This is a genomic window from Mangrovimonas futianensis (genome assembly GCF_021245805.1).
In the GTDB taxonomy this organism is placed as follows: Bacteria; Bacteroidota; Bacteroidia; order Flavobacteriales; family Flavobacteriaceae; genus Mangrovimonas; species Mangrovimonas futianensis.
Window position 1 is genome coordinate 172,320 of the sequence record NZ_JAJJNF010000007.1, and the last position, 21,356, is coordinate 193,675.

General features: G+C 37.6%; 16 protein-coding genes and 2 riboswitches. Of the genes, 1 reads left to right on the forward strand and 15 read right to left on the reverse strand.

The genetic code is table 11. The features are described 5' to 3' along the window. Window position 1 precedes the first annotated feature (1 nt). The 15 genes from LOK78_RS13035 to LOK78_RS13105 form a co-directional block, all read right to left on the reverse strand. Window positions 2–1,093, reverse strand: a complete 1,092-nt coding sequence (locus LOK78_RS13035) for an acyloxyacyl hydrolase (protein ID WP_232635193.1) — start codon at window positions 1,091–1,093, stop codon at window positions 2–4. A gap of 33 nt (window positions 1,094–1,126) precedes the next feature. Next, complete coding sequence (metF, locus tag LOK78_RS13040) at window positions 1,127–2,080, reverse strand: methylenetetrahydrofolate reductase [NAD(P)H] (RefSeq protein ID WP_232635194.1); 954 nt, start codon at window positions 2,078–2,080, stop codon at window positions 1,127–1,129. Between the two features lie 188 nt (window positions 2,081–2,268). Further along, entirely contained in the window at window positions 2,269–4,935 is a 2,667-nt protein-coding gene (gene metH / locus LOK78_RS13045; protein ID WP_370465575.1) for a methionine synthase, read from the reverse strand. Window positions 4,936–4,964: 29 nt separating this feature from the next. Next, the gene (locus LOK78_RS13050) at window positions 4,965–5,966 is read right to left on the reverse strand and encodes a homocysteine S-methyltransferase family protein (RefSeq protein WP_232635196.1); all 1,002 of its coding nucleotides are present in this window, start codon (window positions 5,964–5,966) and stop codon (window positions 4,965–4,967) included. A 47-nt stretch (window positions 5,967–6,013) separates the two neighbouring features. After that, a riboswitch (SAM riboswitch) is annotated at window positions 6,014–6,120 on the reverse strand. Window positions 6,121–6,175: 55 nt separating this feature from the next. Next, window positions 6,176–7,066 (reverse strand): cysteine synthase CysM, encoded by an 891-nt coding sequence (cysM, locus tag LOK78_RS13055; RefSeq protein ID WP_237692849.1) that lies wholly within the window; start codon window positions 7,064–7,066, stop codon window positions 6,176–6,178. Further along, window positions 7,056–7,793, reverse strand: coding sequence for a serine O-acetyltransferase EpsC (gene epsC / locus LOK78_RS13060; RefSeq protein ID WP_166960892.1), 738 nt, complete (start codon window positions 7,791–7,793; stop codon window positions 7,056–7,058). Before epsC ends, cysM begins: the two co-directional genes overlap by 11 nt. Before the next feature lie 124 nt (window positions 7,794–7,917). Continuing rightward, the gene (locus tag LOK78_RS13065) at window positions 7,918–8,967 is read right to left on the reverse strand and encodes an NAD(P)/FAD-dependent oxidoreductase (protein ID WP_232635197.1); all 1,050 of its coding nucleotides are present in this window, start codon (window positions 8,965–8,967) and stop codon (window positions 7,918–7,920) included. A gap of 13 nt (window positions 8,968–8,980) precedes the next feature. Beyond that, complete coding sequence (locus LOK78_RS13070; protein ID WP_232635198.1) at window positions 8,981–9,556, reverse strand: precorrin-2 dehydrogenase/sirohydrochlorin ferrochelatase family protein; 576 nt, start codon at window positions 9,554–9,556, stop codon at window positions 8,981–8,983. A gap of 13 nt (window positions 9,557–9,569) precedes the next feature. Further along, window positions 9,570–10,355: a uroporphyrinogen-III C-methyltransferase gene (cobA, locus tag LOK78_RS13075; RefSeq protein WP_232635199.1), complete on the reverse strand. Its 786-nt coding sequence runs from the start codon at window positions 10,353–10,355 to the stop codon at window positions 9,570–9,572. After that, window positions 10,342–12,447, reverse strand: coding sequence for a ferredoxin-like domain-containing protein (locus LOK78_RS13080; RefSeq protein WP_232635200.1), 2,106 nt, complete (start codon window positions 12,445–12,447; stop codon window positions 10,342–10,344). The genes cobA and LOK78_RS13080 overlap by 14 nt, the downstream gene beginning before the upstream one ends. Window positions 12,448–12,462: 15 nt before the next feature. Then, window positions 12,463–13,089 (reverse strand): phosphoadenosine phosphosulfate reductase domain-containing protein, encoded by a 627-nt coding sequence (locus tag LOK78_RS13085; RefSeq protein ID WP_232395226.1) that lies wholly within the window; start codon window positions 13,087–13,089, stop codon window positions 12,463–12,465. A gap of 90 nt (window positions 13,090–13,179) precedes the next feature. Next, entirely contained in the window at window positions 13,180–13,593 is a 414-nt protein-coding gene (locus tag LOK78_RS13090; RefSeq protein WP_053970323.1) for an RrF2 family transcriptional regulator, read from the reverse strand. A 27-nt stretch (window positions 13,594–13,620) separates the two neighbouring features. Then, entirely contained in the window at window positions 13,621–14,790 is a 1,170-nt protein-coding gene (locus tag LOK78_RS13095) for a trans-sulfuration enzyme family protein (protein WP_166960877.1), read from the reverse strand. 6 nt (window positions 14,791–14,796) lie between these two features. Beyond that, complete coding sequence (gene thrA / locus LOK78_RS13100) at window positions 14,797–18,192, reverse strand: bifunctional aspartate kinase/homoserine dehydrogenase I (protein ID WP_232635201.1); 3,396 nt, start codon at window positions 18,190–18,192, stop codon at window positions 14,797–14,799. A gap of 86 nt (window positions 18,193–18,278) precedes the next feature. Then, a riboswitch (SAM riboswitch) is annotated at window positions 18,279–18,393 on the reverse strand. Between the two features lie 90 nt (window positions 18,394–18,483). After that, window positions 18,484–20,034 (reverse strand): hypothetical protein, encoded by a 1,551-nt coding sequence (locus LOK78_RS13105; protein ID WP_053970326.1) that lies wholly within the window; start codon window positions 20,032–20,034, stop codon window positions 18,484–18,486. 146 nt (window positions 20,035–20,180) lie between these two features. Here LOK78_RS13105 and LOK78_RS13110 point away from each other — a divergent pair, with 146 nt between their 5' ends. After that, window positions 20,181–21,356, forward strand: a complete 1,176-nt coding sequence (locus LOK78_RS13110; RefSeq protein ID WP_053970327.1) for a 2-isopropylmalate synthase — start codon at window positions 20,181–20,183, stop codon at window positions 21,354–21,356.

Consider the following 21,356-nt stretch of genomic DNA (forward strand, 5'->3'; position numbering starts at 1 on the left):
ATTACAACCTAACACCAATTCCAAATTCTACAGCCTCAGCTTTAGCACCATGAGACTTTAAAGTCAATGCGCCAAATACTTTCTTTCCAAAATAGCGCTTTAAACCAACCCTAAAGTAAGTTCGTCCTTCAAAATCATAAGGATAATACACATAATAACCCACTTGGGTCAAGATAGAGGTCTTATTGATAAATAGTTCGTGACCAGCAAATAAACCAACACGTTTCCAATCTTCATCCCCTGAAACACCTTCCTCTGGAAATGCCACAGATTGATAATAAATAAGCTCTTCTAAAAACTTTGCAAAAAACAAATCAGCTCCCAATTGGATAGCACTTTTATGACTCAACCGTTTATCGGCATAACCTGAAACAACAAAAAACGGAAACTGACCACTATCAATAACATCACTTTCATTAATCCCGCCTCTTAAAACCACATTGAATTTGATGGGTTCCGTAAATTTTTCTTTGGTTAAACTGTGCTGATATTCTGGATCTTCTTCCTCCAAATTATAGGTGACTCCCAAATTAAATGCAATGGTATTAACACTTGTATTGGGAGCTCTTACATTGGCATTTGAATAGTGCAACAAACTCAACCCAGCTTGAATACCAAATCGATCAAATAACCGCTCTTTTCTGTAATTAAGCATCAAGTAAGTACTGCTTAAGATATGTGTCCCAAAAGCAATATTTTTTGGATTCTCATTCTTGTCATACGGATTGGTATTATAAGCCAAACCTTGACCGACCCGCAACATTAAATGCCTTTTTATAAAATAAAAATTGTAGTGGGCATATACCGAATAACTGGTTCCCAATACATCATTCTTTAAATTCTGATAGGCGAATGATACTCCATAATCGGGATAATTATAACGTTGCTCCCAATCTTGAAAGCCAAAGGTTCTTTTGTTCCAACTAAAAATAAACCCTTCGGGATGCCCTTGAATGAGGCCTAGAATATCATTGTTGTGAAGTGCGATATTCCCCTTAAAGTAATTCAATTCAAAGTTATTGGTGTACTGTTGCTCCTGAGCATAAAAAGCCATAGAAACCAAACACAAAATCACCGTGAAAAAATATTTCATAAAGAGGATTATGCGGCAAAAATAGCAGAATATTTAAAACAATTCTGATGCAATAGCTTTAATGTTGTCACTTTTTCCCATGGAATAATAATGCAGCACGGGCACACCAGCTTCCAACAATTCTTTGGATTGATTGATGCACCATTCAATACCAACCTGCCTGACGTCTTTATTATCCCTACAGTTCTCTACAGCATCTATAAGTTCTTGAGGCAAATCAATTTTAAAAACCTGTGGAAGCACCTGCAAATGACGCTTTACGGCAATAGGTTTTATCCCCGGAATAATAGGCACATCAATTCCTGCAAGTTTGGCCGCCTCAACAAATTCAAAGTATTTTTTATTATCAAAAAACATCTGTGTAACCACATAATCAGCTCCGGCTTCCACCTTTTGTTTTAGCCGTTTTAAATCTGATTGTAACGAAGGAGCTTCAATATGTTTTTCTGGATAACCTGCCACTCCGATACAAAAATCTGCCTTATCACTCGCTTCAATAACATCATGAAGGTAATGTCCTTTATTTAGATTTTGGATTTGTTCTACCAAATCATTAGCATAGGTATGACCGCCCTTAGTGGGTTCGAAATATTTTTGGTGACTCATAGCATCACCTCGAAGTGCCATAACATTTTCAATTCCCAGATAGTGACAATCTACCAGCAAATATTCGGTTTCTTCTTTAGTGAAACCACCGCACAAAACATGCGGTACGGTATCCACATCATATTTATGTTGAAGCGAAGCACAAATCCCAACAGTTCCTGGACGCATTCTCGTTATTTTGCGGTCTAGTAACCCATCTTTTTCTATATAAACATATTGTTCCCGGGATGTAGTGACATCAATAAAAGGAGGCTTGAACTCCATTAATGGGTCAATGTTGTTATATAGTTCCTGAATGTTGCTACCCTTGGTAGGCGGAATGATTTCGAAAGAAAATAAGGTTTTGCCTTTAGCTTGTTTAATATGTTCGGTTACCTTCATAATGCGTCATAGCCAAACCCAATCTAAGTCGTTAGGTAAGCCATCAACAAGGAAACTGCAGTCATTAAAACTAACTGAACAGCAAAGCGTATTTCTAATCTGAATTTACTCATGATTTTTCCCTTTTTTGACTATACGAACTTAGCTTATAATTTGGATTTCTATTTTAATTTAATTCTATTTAATGGTTAAGTTTCTGCCAAGTTTGGATTAAGCCATTTTCTGGCCTCATCCTCATTTATCTGTCTTCTTTTGGCATAATCCTTTAACTGACCTGTTGTAATTTTCCCCAAACCAAAATACTTGGCTTCTGGATTTCCAAAATAATATCCACTTACACTGGCTGCAGGCCACATGGCTAAGCTTTCAGTAAGTTTTACACCTATGTTTTCTTCAACACGTAACAGTTTCCAAATGGTATGTTTCTCCAAATGGTCTGGACATGCTGGATAACCAGGTGCTGGACGAATCCCTTTGTAGGCTTCGGAAATCAATTCTTCGTTGGATAAGGTTTCTTCAGAAGCATAACCCCAAAATTTAGTTCTTACCTCTTGATGCAAATATTCGGCAAAGGCTTCTGCAAGTCTATCTGCCAAAGCTTTGATCATAATAGCATTATAATCATCGTGAGCTTTCTCAAATTCTTTGGCCAATTCCTCAGTGCCAAATCCTGCCGTGACACAAAAGGCACCCATATAATCTGATTTTCCTTCAGCTTTTGGAGCTACAAAATCTGCCAAAGCAAAATTAGGAACCCCTTCCCGTTTCTTAAGTTGTTGACGTAAAGTCAAGAATGTTTCCAACACATTTCCTTGCTCATCATACAACTCAATGTCATCATCATTGATGCTATTTGCAGAAAATAATCCGAAGACTGCTTTAGCTTTTAATAGCTTTTCATCAAACACTTTTTGAAGTAAAATTTTGGCATCAGAAAAAAGCTCTGCGGCTTGTTTACCAACCACACCATCGGTTAATATATCAGGATACTTTCCATGTAAATCCCAACTTCTAAAAAATGGGCTCCAATCAATGTAATCCTCCAACAAAGTGATATCAAACGACTCTAAAACTTGAACTCCAATTTGATTAGGTTTTACAAGTTCTGAGGAACTCCAATCTATTTGAAATTTATTTTCTCTTGCGGCTTCAATTGAAATGTATTCCTTTTGTTTTCCTCGCTTTAAAAATTGCTCACGGAATTTCTCATACTCTTCCCTAATTTGATCTTTATAAACACGGCTGTCCTTTTGCAAGAGATTCCCAACCACGGTTACTGCTCGGGACGCATCATTGACATGCACGACTGTATTCGAGTAATTCGGCGCTATCTTCACTGCGGAATGTGCTCTAGAGGTGGTGGCTCCTCCTATCATCAAAGGAATATTGAAATTTTGCTTTTCCATTTCCTGAGACACATAAACCATCTCGTCTAAGGACGGAGTAATCAACCCACTTAAACCGATGACATCCACATTCTCCTTTTTAGCAATTTCAATAATTTTTTCTGGGGGCACCATAACCCCTAAATCCACTATTTCATAATTGTTACATCCCAAAACCACACTAACGATGTTCTTCCCAATATCATGGACATCCCCTTTTACAGTGGCCATAAGGATTTTTCCATTTGATCTTTGGGCATCACTTTTTTCAGCCTCAATAAAAGGTTGTAGATAAGCAACCGCCTTTTTCATCACTCTTGCCGACTTAACAACCTGTGGCAAGAACATTTTCCCACTACCGAACAAATCACCAACCACATTCATCCCTGCCATCAAATGACCTTCAATGACTTCAATAGGACGTTCCACTGATTGTCGCGCTTCTTCCACATCTTCCACAATAAAGGCATCTATTCCTTTTACCAATGCATGGGTTATTCGATCTTGCAACGGGTCATTTCTCCACTCTTGGGTTTTAACCTCACCCTCCTTTTTTTGATCCTTTACTGTCTCGGCAAAATCCAATAAACGCTCTGTCGCATCATCCCGTCTATCAAACAGTACATCCTCAACATGCTCTAAAAGGTCCTTTGGAATTTCATCATAAACCTCCAACATGGTTGGGTTAACAATACCCAAATTCATCCCATGTTGAATGGCATGGTATAAAAAAGCGGCATTGATAGCTTCACGAACAACATTATTCCCTCTAAAGGAAAAAGACACATTACTAACTCCTCCAGAAACATTTGCATATGGAAGGTTTTCTCTAATCCATTTGGTGGCATTGAAAAAATCCAAAGCATTCAACCGGTGCTCATCCATTCCTGTTGCAACGGGAAAAATATTGGGATCGAAGATGATATCCTCTGGCGGAAAATTCACCTGATTCACCAATATGTCATAGGACCTTTTGCAAATATCAATTCGGCGTTGATAGGTATCTGCCTGACCTTCTTCATCAAATGCCATTACAATAACAGCAGCGCCATAGCGCTTGATCAACTTAGCATGATGGATAAAGGTTTCCTCACCTTCTTTAAGACTAATGGAATTTACTACCGATTTTCCTTGAACTACTTGTAATCCTGCCTCGATAATTTCCCATTTGGAACTATCAATCATCACTGGCACTCTTGCAATATCTGGTTCTGATGCAATTAGATTTAGGAAGGTCACCATAGCCTGTTTGCCATCCAACATACCTTCATCCATGTTTACATCAATAATCTGAGCGCCACCCTCCACTTGATCTCTAGCAACATCCAAAGCTCCGGTATAATTTTCTTCCTTGATTAATCGAAGAAATTTTCGGGATCCCGTAACATTGGTTCGCTCTCCTACATTAATAAAATTACTTTCAGGGGTCACAATGAGTGGCTCCAACCCCGAAAGTTTTAAATATTTCATTTTATTTTCAGACATAATATTCCCTTTCATTAAACAGCTGCCCCAATGCTTCTTGGTTCATATTTGGCAGCAACCTCAACAATAGCCTTTATATGTTCTGGTGTTGTTCCGCAACAACCACCAATTATGTTTATTAATCCATCTTTCAAATATGATTCTATCAAAGCTTGCATTTCCTTGGCTGACTGGTCATATTCCCCAAATGCATTTGGTAATCCGGCGTTAGGATGCGCTGAAACCATAAAATCTGTGGCATGAGACAATCTTTGAAGATACGGTTTTAATTGATCGGCTCCCAAGGCACAATTGAATCCGACACTTAATAAAGGCACATGGGAAATGGAGGTTAAAAAAGCTTCAACTGTTTGCCCAGAGAGGGTTCTTCCTGAAGCATCTGTAATAGTTCCTGATACCATCACTGGAATGTCAATCTGGCGTTCTTCTTTTACTTCTTCTATAGCAAAAAGTGCTGCTTTAGCATTTAAGGTATCAAAAATAGTTTCTACTAAAAGGATATCGACACCCCCATCAATTAAAGACTCCACCTGTTCCTTATAAGCTATACGAAGTTCTTCAAAAGTGATGGCTCTGAATTCTGGTCTATTTACATCAGGAGATAAACTAGCCGTCCTGTTTGTTGGCCCAATACTTCCAGCAACAAAACGAGGCTTGTCTGGATTTTCTGTTGTAAACTTATCGGCCACTTCCTTTGCAATCCTAGCTGATTCATAATTCAGATCATAAACCAAATCTTCCATATGATAATCGGCCATCCCCACCGTTGTACTTGAAAACGTATTGGTTTCAACAATATCAGCTCCCGCTTCAAAATACTTAGCGTGTACTTCGGCAATTGCTTTGGGTTGGGTCAAGGACAGTAAATCGTTATTTCCTTTTAAAGGAAATGGAAACTCTTTAAATCGTTCTCCACGAAAATCTTCCTCAGTAAATTTATAGCGTTGCAGCATGGTTCCCATGGCACCATCTAAAACCAAAATTCGATTTTGTAACGCTTGTTTGAGTTTTGACATTTTAATATATATTTAAATGTCATCAAGAAAGGAGTGGAATTTACTCGGGGTTATCTGTCTCTAAAAAATCAGAGTAGAATTTAGCACCTTCTTTAAGAATAAAGGGTTGCTAAGGCTTCAACGGGTCTAGTCCCTCTGCCTTTCGTGATAACATCATTACATTTTAGAACTGTGGCAAAATAACGCAATAAAAATGGGATAACCAATTTTTATTCAAACAAATCAGAAGACAAATACCTATCTCCAATATCACAAATAATAGCCACAATCACCCCTGAATCAATACGTTCTGCTACTTTTAAGGCAGAGGCAACCGCCCCTCCACTACTCATACCAGCAAATACGCCTTCTTCTTTAGCTAACTTTTTAGCTGTTTCCTTTGCATCATCCTCACTGACCTCTATGACTTGATCGACCTTTTCCCTTTTAAATATTTTGGGCAAATAAGCCTCTGGCCATTTTCTAATCCCTGGAATTTTTGCTCCGTCCTTGGGTTGTGCTCCTACAATTTGTATGAACGGATTTTGTTCCTTTAAATAGGTTGACACCCCCATGATCGTCCCAGTCGTTCCCATCGCAGAAACAAAATGGGTGACTTCCCCATGAGTGTCTTTCCAAATTTCTGGACCTGTGGTTTTGTAATGTGCTTTCCAGTTATCGTCATTAGCAAATTGATTTAACATGAAATAGCCCTTTTCTTCATGAAGTTTCTCCGCCAAGTCACGAGACCCTTCGATTCCCTCATCTGCAGGAGTTAAAATAAGTTCCGCTCCATAAGCTCTCATTGTTTTAATCCGTTCTTCGGTAGAGTTTTCTGGCATAATTAAAACCATATTCACGCTTAACAACTTAGCAATAAATGCCAATGCAATTCCCGTATTTCCACTGGTGGCCTCTATAAGCGTATCACCAGGTTTAATGTCTCCTCTTTTTAATGCTTCAGAAATCATGTTGAAAGCAGCGCGGTCCTTGACACTACCGCCTGGATTCTTCCCTTCTAATTTCAAAAACAATCGGACACCTTCCTTCTGGAGGATGTTTTGAACCTCCACCATGGGTGTATTTCCAATTAAATCGGTAATTGATTGACTATTTATCATGACTTTTTGTACTAATTTTTATTTCAGATTGATAAGTCACCAAGGAATTTGGAGGTACTGATTGTGTAATCCATACATTCGCTCCAATGGTGCTATTGGCTCCAATAACGATATCACCACCCAAGATAGTGGCATTGGCATAAATGGTTACATTGTCTTCAATGGTAGGATGCCTTTTTATTTGCGCTAAATCCTTTTTAACCGATAAACCTCCTAATGTAACACCTTGGTAAATTTTCACTTGGCTTTTAATAATGGCCGTTTCGCCAATAACGATACCCGTTCCGTGGTCAATAAAAAAGGATTCTCCAATGGTAGCTCCCGGATGGATGTCAATACCCGTTTTCCCGTGGATGTACTCACTCATCATTCTAGCAACAATGGGCAAACCCAAATGTAAGATTTCATGACTCACCCTATGAACAGCAATGGCATGAAACCCTGGATAGGCCAAATATATTTCTTGAAGCCCTACACAAGCAGGATCATTTTTTTCAGTTGCCAAAGCATCCAAGTGAATGGCACATTTGATTTGCGGCAATTTTCCTAAAAATTGCTCCCAGACTGATTCTAGATTTTCATGTTGGAATTCAGAAGCAATAACAAAAAATTGTTCTTTCAGGTTTCCTAGCTCCCTTTGAAATGACTCCTCCTCATCAAATAAAGCGTAAAATAACTCCCTAGTAAAGGTTTTTACATTTTCCTTGATTCTTAAATTTATTTGCATGGATGGCTTTTATCGGTTGAATGTATAAATTTACTATACACGATTCATAAATCTTCTTAATACTTCCATAAAAAAAGCTCCCTTTTGAACTAAATCAACAGGGAGCCAAACCAACTAAAAAAACTTAATCAATGGCTTGAACCACTGCTTTTGGGGCTTCCTTTCTACTTCCGTCAAAACCATCCACGCCACTTACTGTTGTATATTTTAGAACATATTTTTTTCCTGGATTGATAATTTTATAAGCCGACTGACACATTAAAGTGGCCTCATGGAATCCACATAGAATCAATTTTAACTTTCCTTCATAGGTATTGACATCTCCGATGGCAAATACGCCAGGAATGTTTGTTTGATAATCCAACGTATCCACCTTAATCGCATTTTTTTCAATCTCCAGACCCCAATTAGCAATAGGACCTAACTTTGGTGAAAGTCCGAATAGTGGGATGAAATGATCTGCTTCCAAGACATGCTCCTCCCCTTCTTTAGAAATGGTCAATCCTTCAACATGTTCAGCACCATGAATAGCCGTTACTTCTCCAGGAGTTATTAAATTTATTTTTCCTAATAATTTTAGTTCCTTCACCTTTTCGACAGAATCCAAAGCCCCTCTAAATTCATTTCTTCTATGAACTAGGGTTACCTCTTCAGCAATATCGGCAAGGAAAATACTCCAATCTAAAGCAGAATCACCACCGCCCGAAATGACGACTTTCCTACCTCTATATATTTCTGGATTCTTAATAAAATAATCAACCCCTTTTTCTTCATAAAAGGCTAAATTATCTAGCAATGGCTTTCTAGGTTCAAAACTACCCAGCCCTCCTGCAATGGCAACAATTGGGGCGTGGTGCTTAGTCCCCTTATTAGTGGTCACAATAAAAGACCCATCTTCCAATTTCTCAATAGTTTCAGCACGTTCACCTAAAGTGAATCCGGGTTCAAACTGCTTTCCTTGTTCCAATAAATTTTTGGTCAAGTCTCCAGCCAATATTTCAGGGAAACCGGGAATATCGTAAATAGGTTTTTTAGGATAAATCTCAGAACACTGCCCACCTGGTTGAGGCAATGCATCTATTAAATGACATTTCAATTTCAACAATCCAGCTTCAAAAACGGTAAATAGTCCCGTAGGTCCTGCTCCAATAATCAGGATGTCAGTTTTAATCATAACAAGGTTTTGTTTATTCTATTAATCTTTTAGTGAATTCGTTCAAGGCACTAACTTTATAGGCAAAGTCGCCTTTTAGAGTTTGTCGGTACCTGTTTAAGTTCTGCACCAGGTCATCAATATTTTCGGGAAGTACTTCCTCAAAAAACTGACGTAATCTTTTGGCGGTAGTGGGAGATTTCCCATTGGTTGAAATGGCTATTTTCACATGGCCTTTGGTCACGATACCTCCCAAATAAAAATCACATAATTCTGGAGTGTCTGCCACATTAACCAATAAATTTATTGCCTTGGCATCCTCATGAATTTGTTTGTTGACCAAGAATTTATCTGTTGCGGCAATCACCATATCCACATCGGTTAAAAAAGCCGCATCATAAGCCATGTGTATCAACTGAACATCAAATTTATCAGCCAATTCCTTCACTTCCTTTTTAAACTGAATAGCCACCATAGTTACCTTGGCATTCGGGCTTGATTTTAATAAAAAGGTTAATTTTTCCAAAGCGACATTCCCGCCACCAACAATCAATGTGTGGAGCACATGCATTTTTAAAAATACAGGATATAAATTATTTCTCTCTTTCATAAATCCTCGCTTATTATGCTACATTTTGATTGGCGTTTAAGTGAATTTGGTTTGCCAAAGAATTTAACTTCGATCTTTGACTCACTACTTCACCAACTACAATAATAGCAGGGTTTGACAATGATTTTTCTCTAACCACATCTTCAATAGTTTTCACAGTTCCCACTCCAAACTTTTCATCTGGGGTGGTGCCATTTTGGATAATAGCCACAGGAACATCCTGTTTCCCAAAAGATGAAAACACCTCCATAATCTGGGTTAATTTTCCCATGCCCATCAAGATTACTACTGTAGCTGTAGATTGAGCAGCTAGTAAGATATCATTAGACATTTCGTGTGACTTGGTGGTTCCTGTAATCACCCAAAAACTTTCGGAGCTACCACGCTTGGTCAATGGGATACCCTGATAGGCAGGAACAGCCAAAGCCGAGGTAATACCGGGAACTACATAAGATTCAACCCCAAACTTTTGAACATAATCAATCTCTTCTGATCCCCTGCCAAAAATAAAAGGGTCACCACCTTTCAAACGAACCACATGGCCTTTTTGAAAAGCCCTTTGCACAATCAATTCGTTAATTTGTTCTTGCTGATAACTGTAGCAACCTTTTCGCTTCCCAACATAAATAAGTTCGGCATTTTGAGAAGCATATTTTAGCAACTGCTTATTGATTAAGGCATCATACAAAATCACATTTGCAGATTCTATGGCCTTAATACCTTTCAAGGTTATCAATTCTTCATCTCCAGGTCCTGCACCAACAACTGTTAGCTTAGGTACTACATTAACTCGCTTCATAATTCAACTGGTTTTGTCTAAAGGTTTCTATGGTTTTAAAAAAACTAATGGCATCATCTGCGTAAGATTCTGCAAATTCCTTTGTAGGCTCTTGTCTCTTAATTTGATAAACCAAATCGGCAAAACTTTCCTTAGAAAGTTCCAATGCATTATTGGCTACAAATGTTTCATCAAACAATTGGATGATATTGGCTTGGGTATTGGTTTTGATATTTTCTGAAATCAATAAAGCTTTAGCACCATTGACAAACGACGTGTACGTATGATAGATAGCATCAGACCACTTTTGATCTTCAAAAGAATCTTTTGCCAAATCCAATTTTTCCTTGGCTTCCAACATCAATGTTTGCACTAAATCAATCACCACACCAGCACATTCCCCAACACCGACGGCTTGAATATATTGCGTAGTATTCCCCCAATCAATAAAATCTGAATCGGTTAAATTTTCAGCATCAGATAAGGGCACCAAAAAATCATAAAAATACTTCTGTCCCTGTCTGTCATAGTAACCTAAAAAGTCTTCATCAAACTGGCTGTTTGCTTCAAAATCATCTAATATTTGTCTTAACGCCTCAGGACCTCTTTTAGATGGCAACTTGATAACCTTATCTGCGAAACGTCCTTCCCCATTTCCTAAAACGCCTCCTCCCAGCAATACTTGAACTGCTGGAGCAACCCTTCGGTCTTTAGTTCTGATGGACATGCCCTGAAAACCTATGTGAGCCATATTATGTTGCCCACAGGCATTCATACATCCACTAATTTTGATTGTGATGTCTTGATTACTCACAAATTGCGGATATTCTGTTTGCAACACCCGTTCCAACTCAAGGGCTAAACCGGTACTACTCGCTATTCCCAAATTACAGGTATCGGTACCAGGACAGGCGGTGATATCTAGAGTGGAATTGAACCCCAAATCTGTAAATTCCAATTTTGATAATTCCTGAAAAAAGAAGGGCAATAATTCCTCCTTCACATGGCGTAACAAAATATTTTGTCTTAAAGTAAACCTCATTTCATTAGCTGCATACGTTTTGATAAGCGCAGCTAATTTTCTGGCTTTTTCAGTAGAAAAATCACCCAGCTTCACCTTAATACCAATGACAAACAATCCGCTTTGTTTCTGTGGAAGGACATTCAAGCGCTTCCAGGATTCAAATGCTTCGGCATTATAATTTCGAACAATGGGAACCTCAACATTGGCAGTCTGAATATCTGAATCAAATTGAGACGTATCTATATCATAAGTTTGTACTGACAGCGCTTGAACCTCTTCATCAACCAAAGATACAAAGGCATTCAAACCAATATCCTTAACTAAGAACTTCATTCTCGCCTTCAATCTTTTGGCACGCTCCCCATGTCTATCAAAAATTCTTAAAACACCTTCAGTTACCGGAATTAACTTGTTCTCTGGAAGAAACTCATAAAGCACATCAGCATGCCTTGGCTGGGAGCCCAGACCTCCACCCAAAAGTACTTTGAATCCTCGTTTGTTATCTTTAACCTTAGGAATAAACCCAAGATCATGAATATAACTTAGGGCCGTATCACTGTCTGAGGAAGAAAAAGAAATTTTAAATTTCCTCCCCATTTCCTGACAAACCGGATTTCTTAAAAAATATTGAAACACAGCATGGGCATATGGCGACACATCAAATGGTTCCTCAGGATCAATCCCCGCAGTAGCACTTGCAGTGACATTCCTGACGGTATTACCACATGCTTCTCTCAAGGTCACGTCATCTTGTTCCAATTGCGCCCACAGTTCTGGGGTGCGCTCCAAACTTACATAGTGAATTTGAATGTCCTGACGGGTCGTAATATGCAACCTTCCTGTTGAAAATTCATCTGAAACATCTGCGATTCTCAGAAGTTGATCTCCCGTCACTTTCCCATACGGCAATTTGATCCTGATCATTTGAACCCCTTGCTGACGTTGTCCATAAACTCCTCTGGCTAAACGCAAACTTCTAAAGCGCTCCTCATCAATTCGACCTTCTTTAAAAAGGCGAATTTTTTTCTCTAACTCAATAATATCCCTCTCGACAATAGGATTTTCTATTTCGGTTCTAAAACTTTGCATTATGTATTCGTTTACTTATTGAAGGTGAATCCCACATTCACGGTTCTTAAGAGCCTTTACAGGATCAAAATACCCGTGATTCTTTGGAAGCTGATTTTCTTCCAAATACTGATCTAATTCTTGATCGCTCCAGTAATAGAACGGACTAACTTTTAAAATGCCATCCTTACTCAAGCTCAAAATGTCTTTTTTATCGCGATATTCGGTTTGGCGCACGCGAATGTTGGTAAACCAAACTTCTGGTTGTAATTCGTTTAAAGCCCTTCTGAAAGGCTCCAATTTCACAGCTTCTGAAAACGCTTTGAAATTGTCATCCTCTAAATTGGGCAAACCTATAGTAGCTTCAATTTCTTCCCTGCTCAAAAGCGGCTGGTATTTATGAATATTTAAGCCATAGGTATCTATTAACTTTTGGGCATGTTCATAGGTTTCTAAGTCATTATAAAGGGTATCACACCAAACGACTTTAATTTTTGGATCATGCTTTGCCATATTACTTAATAAAATGGCAGAATAAACACCAAAACTGGTTGTTACAATTTTATTATTGGTCAATCCCATAGCCCATTGAATAATCTCACTTGGTGATTTTGACTTTAATTTTGCATTCCAGTAATCGATGTCTATATTTTCTAAAATCATGATCTTCTTTAATTTAATACTTTACTCCTATCGGACTAATAGGAATTAAAGGCAAAACTATATAAAAATATTTAATATCCAAGCATTTATTTAATCTTTAAGAATATCTGCCAAGGATTTATTATTAAAAATTTGGAGGGTACTGTCCCTTACTTCTAACATTAAATTATGGACCGAACAGGTTGTTTCATCTGGGCAATCGTCACATTTTTCATAAAAATTGAGACTCACGCAAGGTACCATGGCAATAGGACCTTCCAAAATTCTCATAATAGGTGCCAATTTAATGTCTTTGGGATCTTTCAAAAGGTAATAACCACCTGTTTTTCCTTTTTTAGACCCCAAAAATCCATTTTTCCGAAGGGTTAAAAGAATGCTTTCCAAAAACTTCCTGGAAATATTTTCACTTTCAGATATCACACTGATTTGAACCGGATGATTGGAGCCCTGTTTAGCCAAATAAGCCAACGCCTTAAGCCCATATTTAGTTTTCTTTGAAAGCATATTTTCAAAGATAACCAATTTCTTATATCAACCTAATGCTTGATTTAAATCTGCAATAATATCATCTACATGCTCCAATCCAACTGAAATCCTAACCAACCCATCACTGATCCCTACTTCAAGTCTATCGGCCTCACTTAATTTACTATGAGTGGTACTTGCCGGATGGGTAGCAATGCTTCTGGTATCTCCTAAATTGGCTGAAAGCGAAAACATTTTTAAACGATTTAAAAAATTTCTTCCTGCCTCAATACCTCCTTTTATTTCAAAAGCGACAATGTTTCCGCCTTTCTTCATTTGCTTTTTGGCTATTTCATATTGCGGATGTGATTTCAGAAAAGGATATTTCACGAACTCAACGTGCTCATTACCTTCCAAAAACTCAGCCACCTTTATGGCGTTATCACAATGCCTATCCACCCTAACGGCCAAAGTCTCCAAACTTTTTGACAACACCCAAGCATTGAATGGTGATAAAGCAGGTCCTGTATTTCTGGCAAACAAATATATTTCCCGTATCAAATCTTTACTACCCACAACAACACCTCCCAATACACGACCTTGACCATCTATCAACTTGGTTGCAGAATGCAATACCAAATCGGCTCCAAATGCAATAGGATTTTGCAAGTAAGGGGTTGCAAAACAATTATCAATGATCAATAACAATTGATGTTTTTTAGCAATGGATGCCAATAGTTCCAAATCCAAAATATCTACTGCCGGATTTGTTGGTGTCTCTGCATATAGAATTTTGGTGTTGGGCTGAATCAAACTTTCTATTTTCTCAACCTCATTGACTTTAAAATAGCTTGTTTCAATATGCCACTTTGGTAAAAACTTGGTAAACAAAGTATGGGTTGATCCAAAGACACTTCTACAGGATACCACATGATCACCTGCATTCAACAAGGCCGCAAAGGTTGAAAATACAGCACCCATACCTGTAGCAAAGGCATATCCCGCTTCAGCGCCTTCCATTTTACAGATCTTATCCACAAATTCAGAATTGTTTGGATTTGTAAAACGACTGTATATGTTTCTCTCTTTTTCTTCAGCAAAGGACGCGCGCATATCTTCGGCATCTTCAAACAAGAAACTACTTGTTATATGAATAGGAGTTGAATGCTCTAAATATTGAGAACGCTCCATTTGCGTTCTTATCGCATCTGTCTCAAAATGATTTTTACTGCTCATTTTCTTTTAATTTATATGTTTTGACAATCTTAAGATATCTCCAAAGACTCCTCTAGCGGTCACCTTGGCTCCAGCGCCAGCTCCCTGGATTACAATGGGTTGTTCCCCATAAGATTCTGTAAATATTTCTATTATGGCATCTGCGCCCTTAACCTGACCCAATGCACTATCTGCTGGAACAGATACCAACTTCACTTCCAAATTTCCTTTATCCAACTGCAAGTCACCAGACAAATCACCTACATATCTTAATACATAATTGGTTTTTTGATTGTCCTTGATCTTTTGAAATACATCATCCAATTCCTCTAGACGATCTAAAAACTCACTGACTGATATGCTTCTGTAGGCTTCAGGCACCAAATTTTGAACCGATACATCTTCAAATTCATTTTCCAGGTCCAGTTCTCTGGCCAAAATCAACAATTTTCTAGCCACGTCATTTCCTGAAAAATCCTCACGAGGATCTGGTTCTGTAAATCCGTTTTGTACCGCATCTTTGACAATGGCACTAAAAGAAACATCTTCAATTGAAAAGCGATTAAACAAATAACTCAATGTTCCCGAGAAGACCCCTCTTATCCTAGTTATGTTTTCTCCTGATTCATGTAGCAATTTAATGGTATCAATCAATGGTAAACCAGCTCCTACAGTAGTCTCATAAAGATACTGTTTATTATGTTGCTTTAATTGATTTCGCAATTCGGCATAAAAGTCATGAGAAATGGTATTGGCTATTTTGTTTGAGGATACCAAATCAAACCCTGCCTCTACCAAGGGGATATAATTTTCATGAAATTGTGGGTTAGCCGTATTATCTACAGCAATCAAATTTTCCAGATGATTGGTTTTTGCATAAGCAACTACATCTTCAACCGAATAATTTTCAAGTCCTTGGTGTACGGATTCTTTCCAATTTTCTGTGAGTCCATATTTGCTTAAGCCTACTTTCTTGGAGTTTCCGATGGCAAAAATATTCAGATTGATTCCCTTTCTATTTTCAATGTCTGTTTTGGTTTTTAATATTTGGTCTATTAAGGTTCCCCCTACCAAACCATGCCCAAATATGGCAATGTTCACTTTTTTGGAAACTCCAAATATCTCACCATGGATCACATTTAAGGCCTTGTGAAGCTCTTTTTTCTGAACGACCAAGCTCACATTTTTACCCGTCACCGTATTGTTAAAAAGCAAAGGTGTAATTTGGTTTTTAATCAAGGCATTAAACGGTTTATGGAACGAACTAAGTTCAATCCCAATGATTGAAATAACAGCCACATCATCTACGACTCCTATTCTATTCACATCTTGGGAATAAAAATCTCTTTCAAACTCCTGTTCCAAAGCTATTACGGCCTGAGCCGCTTTACTTGATTGGATAACCAACCCTATGCCTCTTTCTGAAGACCCTTGGGAAACAATACTCACACTAATTCCATAGTTACTGAGCGCTTTAAAAATTCTGGCATCCACTCCTACTTTACCCAAAAGGCCTCTTCCTTCCAAATTTACCAGTGCTACATCTTCTAAAACTGATAGGGATGTGACATTTTTACTATTCGGTTTAGCAGAAATTAAGGTTCCTTCATCTTCTGGATTAAACGTATTCAAAATACGAAGGCTGATATTCTTTTCTACCAAAGGGATAATCGTTTTGGCATGTAGTACACTCGCTCCAAAATTGGCTAATTCATTAGCCTCATTAAAGGAAAGCTCTCTTATTTTTTGGGCATCTTCCACCAAATCAGGATTAGCCGTATAGATTCCATTGACATGGGTAAAGTTTTGTAATTCTTCGGCATCCAAATAATTCGCTAACAAAGAAGCTGAATAATTACTTCCATTTCTACCTAATAGTGTCGTTTCTCCTTCAGCATCTGAACCAATAAACCCAGTCACTATAGGCAGCGTATTTACAGGTAATGATTTAAAAAATGAGACTACATGCTCTTTGGAAGCTTTCTCCTTGGGTTGGGCGTTTAAATAATCTGAATCTGTTAAAAGCAATTTTCTGGAGTCGACCGCTAGTGCATTGAAACCATTAGACCTTAGTGTTTCGGCTAAAAGATTTACAGATAATAATTCACCAAAGGCCAAAACATGTGCTTTAATTCTATCACTATAATCACCCAGCAATTTGACTCCTTCCAAAATATTGTGCAGCTCTTGGAATTGCTGAGATAAATCAATACCTGGTAAAGGCTCTAACTGATAGAGTTTAAAACTTTCAAAATCTGCTTCAAAGTCCCCTTTTTTAGCTGCCTTTTCTAACAAGGCTTCCAATTGATCAGTCGCTTTTCCTCTGGCTGAAGCCACCACCGCTATTCTGTCACCATCAGACACTTTACTTTCAATAATAGAAAGAACACGATTTAAACCTTCGCCATTTGACAAGGATTTACCGCCAAACTTCAACACCTTCAATCGCTTATTTTTGGATTCGGAATTGAAAATAGGTTCAATGATTTTTTCCAATTGATTGAATTCTATCAAAAAGGCATCATGACCATGAGACGAGTGTATTTCACTATAAGTTACATTGGGATGCGTTTGCGCCAATTGTCTTTGAGTTTCTCTATTTTCCTCAGCCGTAAAAAACAAATCAGAATCTACACCTACGATGGAAATGGTTGATTTAATGGTTTCAAGAACTTGAACATTATCACCTCGCCCCTTAGTGACATCGATAGTTTTCAGCAATTGGTTCATCAACTTGTAAGCCGATAACTGAAAGCGCTCCTGAAGTTTTTCACCATGGTGCAGCAACCAACTTTCTACGTTGAATATTTCTAATTCATCATTAATACTTCTTTGAAATCGTTCTTTGAAAGACTGTGGCGTTCGGTAACACAACATCGCATGCATACGGGCATCATGAACAGGATTGTTTGAATTAACCAAAAACTGTTCTTGAATTTGACAATTGGCAATGAGCCAATCTGTCGATTTCCAATCGGTAGCGACAGGTATTAAATGTTGCGCCAATTTAGGAGACAAAAAGGCCATTTCCCATGCAATTCCACCCCCTAGGGACCCTCCTATCAAGGCATAAAGATTCTTTACTTGTAACTCTTCGAGTCCCAATAAAAATATTTTGGCAATATCTCGAGCTACAAAATCCTTATAGTTTTCTATGACAAATCCGTCATAGCCATTCCCAGGAATGTTAAAGGCCAAAATGGTGTAAACTTTGGTGTCTATAACCTTACCGTCACCAATTAAATCACGCCACCAACCTGAATCTCCTGCCACATTACTGTTACCGGTGAGTGCATGGTTTACCAGAACAATGGGTGCCTGATTAAGTGGTGGTCCAAACGTTTGGAAAGACAATTTAATATCTGTCTTTTTACCACTTTCCAAAACAACTTGTTCTAGATTAATATACTGTAAATCTTTCATTTCTTTTCACAAAAAAACATGCAAATGCGATTGCACAAATTATTAATATGTTAAAAAGAAAAGTATAAATAGGGAAGTAATCCACCTAGTTATCTGCCATACAAATGCCCAAGCATTTGAGTAGAATTTAGCACCTTCTTTGAGGTCAAAGGGTTGCTAAGGTTTCACAGGGTCTATTCCCTCCACCTTTCTTGATAACGAAACATTAAGTTATTGAACTTTGATGCTGCAAATATTCAATCAGAAAAATTTAATATCCAAATAAATTCGGCTTTTTCTAAATTATTTAACTTAGGATGTTCCAAAATGCTCGTAGTATTTCTCTCTAATAATTTCAGAAACCGGTCGATTTTGAATATTACTTTCCAACCAGGAAATAATATCCAAATACAAAAAGGCACGACGTTCATAAGGATGATTTTCATACACCTTCAGTCTTTTGTGTAGCTCAATAAAGGCCTTTTTAATATCTTGGGGATAAATATCCTGCAAACCTCTAATAAACTTGATCATCTCTTTTTGCACTTCATACATATCATCAATCTTGATGAGAAATTTATAAGTATCCCGCAATAAAGCCTCGATGTGGTAATCATACCCGCCCTCATAATGTGCAACCACATTCAAAACCCTAGCAAAACATTGCAAATCTTCTCTCATCGCTATGGATTTGGTGGTAATAATTTTATTCAAGTACCGAATACATTCCTTGTAATTTTCAGCACCAAAATGCATACTAGCAAATTTGTAGTTGAAAATCATTCGGTGATGTTCATCAATCCGGTCCGTGTATTTGACCAATTCGGCTTCAATTTTGGGGATTAGATGTAAGCCATCTTTAAAACTCCCATCAAAAAAATAATAGTTTACGCGATGTATATTGAGATATAAAAAAGTTAAAGCATCTACATTTTCATCGATGGTAAAACTTTTATTGGTAACTAACGCTTCAAATTTATCCAGATGATATTTGAATTTTTCTTTGTTGTTGATATAAAATAGGGACTCCAACAAATAGTTTTGCCCCTTAGCAAAAAACACTGGATTCAAATTGACCATACTCGGATTTTGGTCATATAACTTCACCCATTTTAAGGCATATTTAAAGCAGTTTAAGAAATCCTGTAACAGGAAACTGTACCAAAAATACGACCTGTAAAGCCATAATTTTTCCCTAAACCCTAAGTCTTCCAAATCATATTTAGGCAAACGCGCATTAAAATAGTCATGAATTTCTTGGGCGTCCTTTTCATTTTTGGCATATCCAAATTTGAGGAACAAACCATAGAGCTGAAGTGACAAATTGGATAACTTACTCGTAATCACATTCGCTTGACTTAACTTTTTAGCCTGAATAGTTAGCTCATCCGCCCGCCCGCTTATACTCCTTGTAATATATTGAGCCTCTATAACCTTTTCCAGCTCTACCACCTCAAATGCCAAATTCTTTTCCTCATTTTGAATCGCTATTTCTTTTGATTTATCCAAAATCTTTAAAGCTTGCTTATATAGTCCTTTATGATAAAGAATCGAGGCAAAATCCAGTTGTTCTCGCAATTGAGAACGTACATTTTGATGAGAAGGATTCAACCTAAGACTGATCAAAATCTGCTTATAGAGGTGCGATTTCACATTGGCCAATTGCTGCTTCTTGATATCGCCATTTTTCAAAATAGCATCTTCATCATACACGGATAGCTTATCCAAAATATTGAACAAATTCAAAAATTTGGAATCTTCATTTACTCCAAGCCGACCAACATACAATTTGAACTGTCTTTTTTCTGATTTTGTCATCGACTTAACCAGTGAAAACAAATTATCTTTTTGATCTTTAACCATCAAATAATTAAGATTTTAAATTATTGATTTTAAGCTGTTTATTATATTTTTTTTCATTTGAACATCGTAACGACTCCTGCCCTTTCATAACCATTTCTTAATCCAAATTATAAATTCGTATAACAATACAAAAATTTATTTTTTAAATGTCTAAAGAGAAAGTACAAATTTTTGACACCACATTAAGAGATGGAGAACAAGTTCCGGGATGCAAATTAAACAAAGAACAAAAACTTATTATTGCTGAACGTTTGGACTTTTTGGGTGTAGATGTGATTGAGGCAGGGTTTCCTGTTTCAAGTCCGGGAGATTTTGATGCGGTACAAGCCATTGGAAAAATTGTAAAAAATGCCACCGTTTGTGGACTCACACGAGCAGTTGAAAACGATATTAAGGTAGCAGCTGAAGCTTTGAAATCTGCTGCCAAACCAAGAATCCATACAGGTATTGGCACTTCTGATTCGCATATTAAATTCAAGTTTAACTCCACTCGAGAAGCTGTTATTGAACGCGCATTCAAAGCAGTGGCCTATGCCAAATCCTTTGTAGAAGACGTCGAATTTTATGCTGAAGATGCCGGTAGAACAGATAATGAGTTTTTAGCACGGGTATGTGAAAAAGCTATTGAAGCAGGAGCCACCGTTTTAAATATCCCAGATACTACAGGATATTGCTTACCAAGTGAATACGGAGCCAAAATCAAATATTTAAGAGAGAATGTCAAGGGCATAGAAAAAGCCATTTTATCTTGTCATTGCCATAACGATCTTGGATTGGCCACAGCCAATTCCATTGAAGGAGTTATTAATGGGGCACGTCAAATTGAATGTACCATTAATGGTGTGGGTGAAAGAGCTGGAAACACAGCTTTGGAAGAAGTAGTCATGATATTGAAACAACATCCTTATCTTAATTTAGACACTGGAATACGCACTAAAGAATTATACGGAATCAGCCAACTGGTTCAGGAACAAATGGGTGTTTACACGCAACCCAATAAAGCTATTGTAGGTAGCAATGCCTTTGCTCATAGCTCGGGAATCCATCAAGATGGCGTCATTAAAAATCGTGAAACTTATGAGATTATTGACCCTAGGGATGTAGGTGTAACAGAATCAGCCATAGTCCTGACAGCTAGAAGCGGAAGAGCTGCTTTGGCTTACCGTGCCAAGAACATAGGTTATGAACTTACCAAGCTTCAATTGGATGAAATTTATGCTTCATTCTTAAATTATGCCGATAAGAAAAAAGAAGTTTGTGATGATGACATCCATCAAATAATTGAGAGCAGTGCCATTTATAGACAAATAATTTCAGCCTAG

Excerpts from the sequence above, each read along its gene's own strand:
- LOK78_RS13035 (WP_232635193.1), bottom strand. The coding sequence starts at position 1,093 with ATGAAATATTTTTTCACGGTGATTTTGTGTTTGGTTTCTATGGCTTTT.
- metF (WP_232635194.1), bottom strand. The coding sequence starts at position 2,080 with ATGAAGGTAACCGAACATATTAAACAAGCTAAAGGCAAAACCTTATTT.
- metH (WP_370465575.1), bottom strand. The coding sequence starts at position 4,935 with ATGAAATATTTAAAACTTTCGGGGTTGGAGCCACTCATTGTGACCCCT.
- LOK78_RS13050 (WP_232635196.1), bottom strand. The coding sequence starts at position 5,966 with ATGTCAAAACTCAAACAAGCGTTACAAAATCGAATTTTGGTTTTAGAT.
- cysM (WP_237692849.1), bottom strand. The coding sequence starts at position 7,066 with ATGATAAATAGTCAATCAATTACCGATTTAATTGGAAATACACCCATG.
- epsC (WP_166960892.1), bottom strand. The coding sequence starts at position 7,793 with ATGCAAATAAATTTAAGAATCAAGGAAAATGTAAAAACCTTTACTAGG.
- LOK78_RS13065 (WP_232635197.1), bottom strand. The coding sequence starts at position 8,967 with ATGATTAAAACTGACATCCTGATTATTGGAGCAGGACCTACGGGACTA.
- LOK78_RS13070 (WP_232635198.1), bottom strand. The coding sequence starts at position 9,556 with ATGAAAGAGAGAAATAATTTATATCCTGTATTTTTAAAAATGCATGTG.
- cobA (WP_232635199.1), bottom strand. The coding sequence starts at position 10,355 with ATGAAGCGAGTTAATGTAGTACCTAAGCTAACAGTTGTTGGTGCAGGA.
- LOK78_RS13080 (WP_232635200.1), bottom strand. The coding sequence starts at position 12,447 with ATGCAAAGTTTTAGAACCGAAATAGAAAATCCTATTGTCGAGAGGGAT.
- LOK78_RS13085 (WP_232395226.1), bottom strand. The coding sequence starts at position 13,089 with ATGATTTTAGAAAATATAGACATCGATTACTGGAATGCAAAATTAAAG.
- LOK78_RS13090 (WP_053970323.1), bottom strand. The coding sequence starts at position 13,593 with ATGCTTTCAAAGAAAACTAAATATGGGCTTAAGGCGTTGGCTTATTTG.
- LOK78_RS13095 (WP_166960877.1), bottom strand. The coding sequence starts at position 14,790 with ATGAGCAGTAAAAATCATTTTGAGACAGATGCGATAAGAACGCAAATG.
- thrA (WP_232635201.1), bottom strand. The coding sequence starts at position 18,192 with ATGAAAGATTTACAGTATATTAATCTAGAACAAGTTGTTTTGGAAAGT.
- LOK78_RS13105 (WP_053970326.1), bottom strand. The coding sequence starts at position 20,034 with ATGGTTAAAGATCAAAAAGATAATTTGTTTTCACTGGTTAAGTCGATG.
- LOK78_RS13110 (WP_053970327.1), top strand. The coding sequence starts at position 20,181 with ATGTCTAAAGAGAAAGTACAAATTTTTGACACCACATTAAGAGATGGA.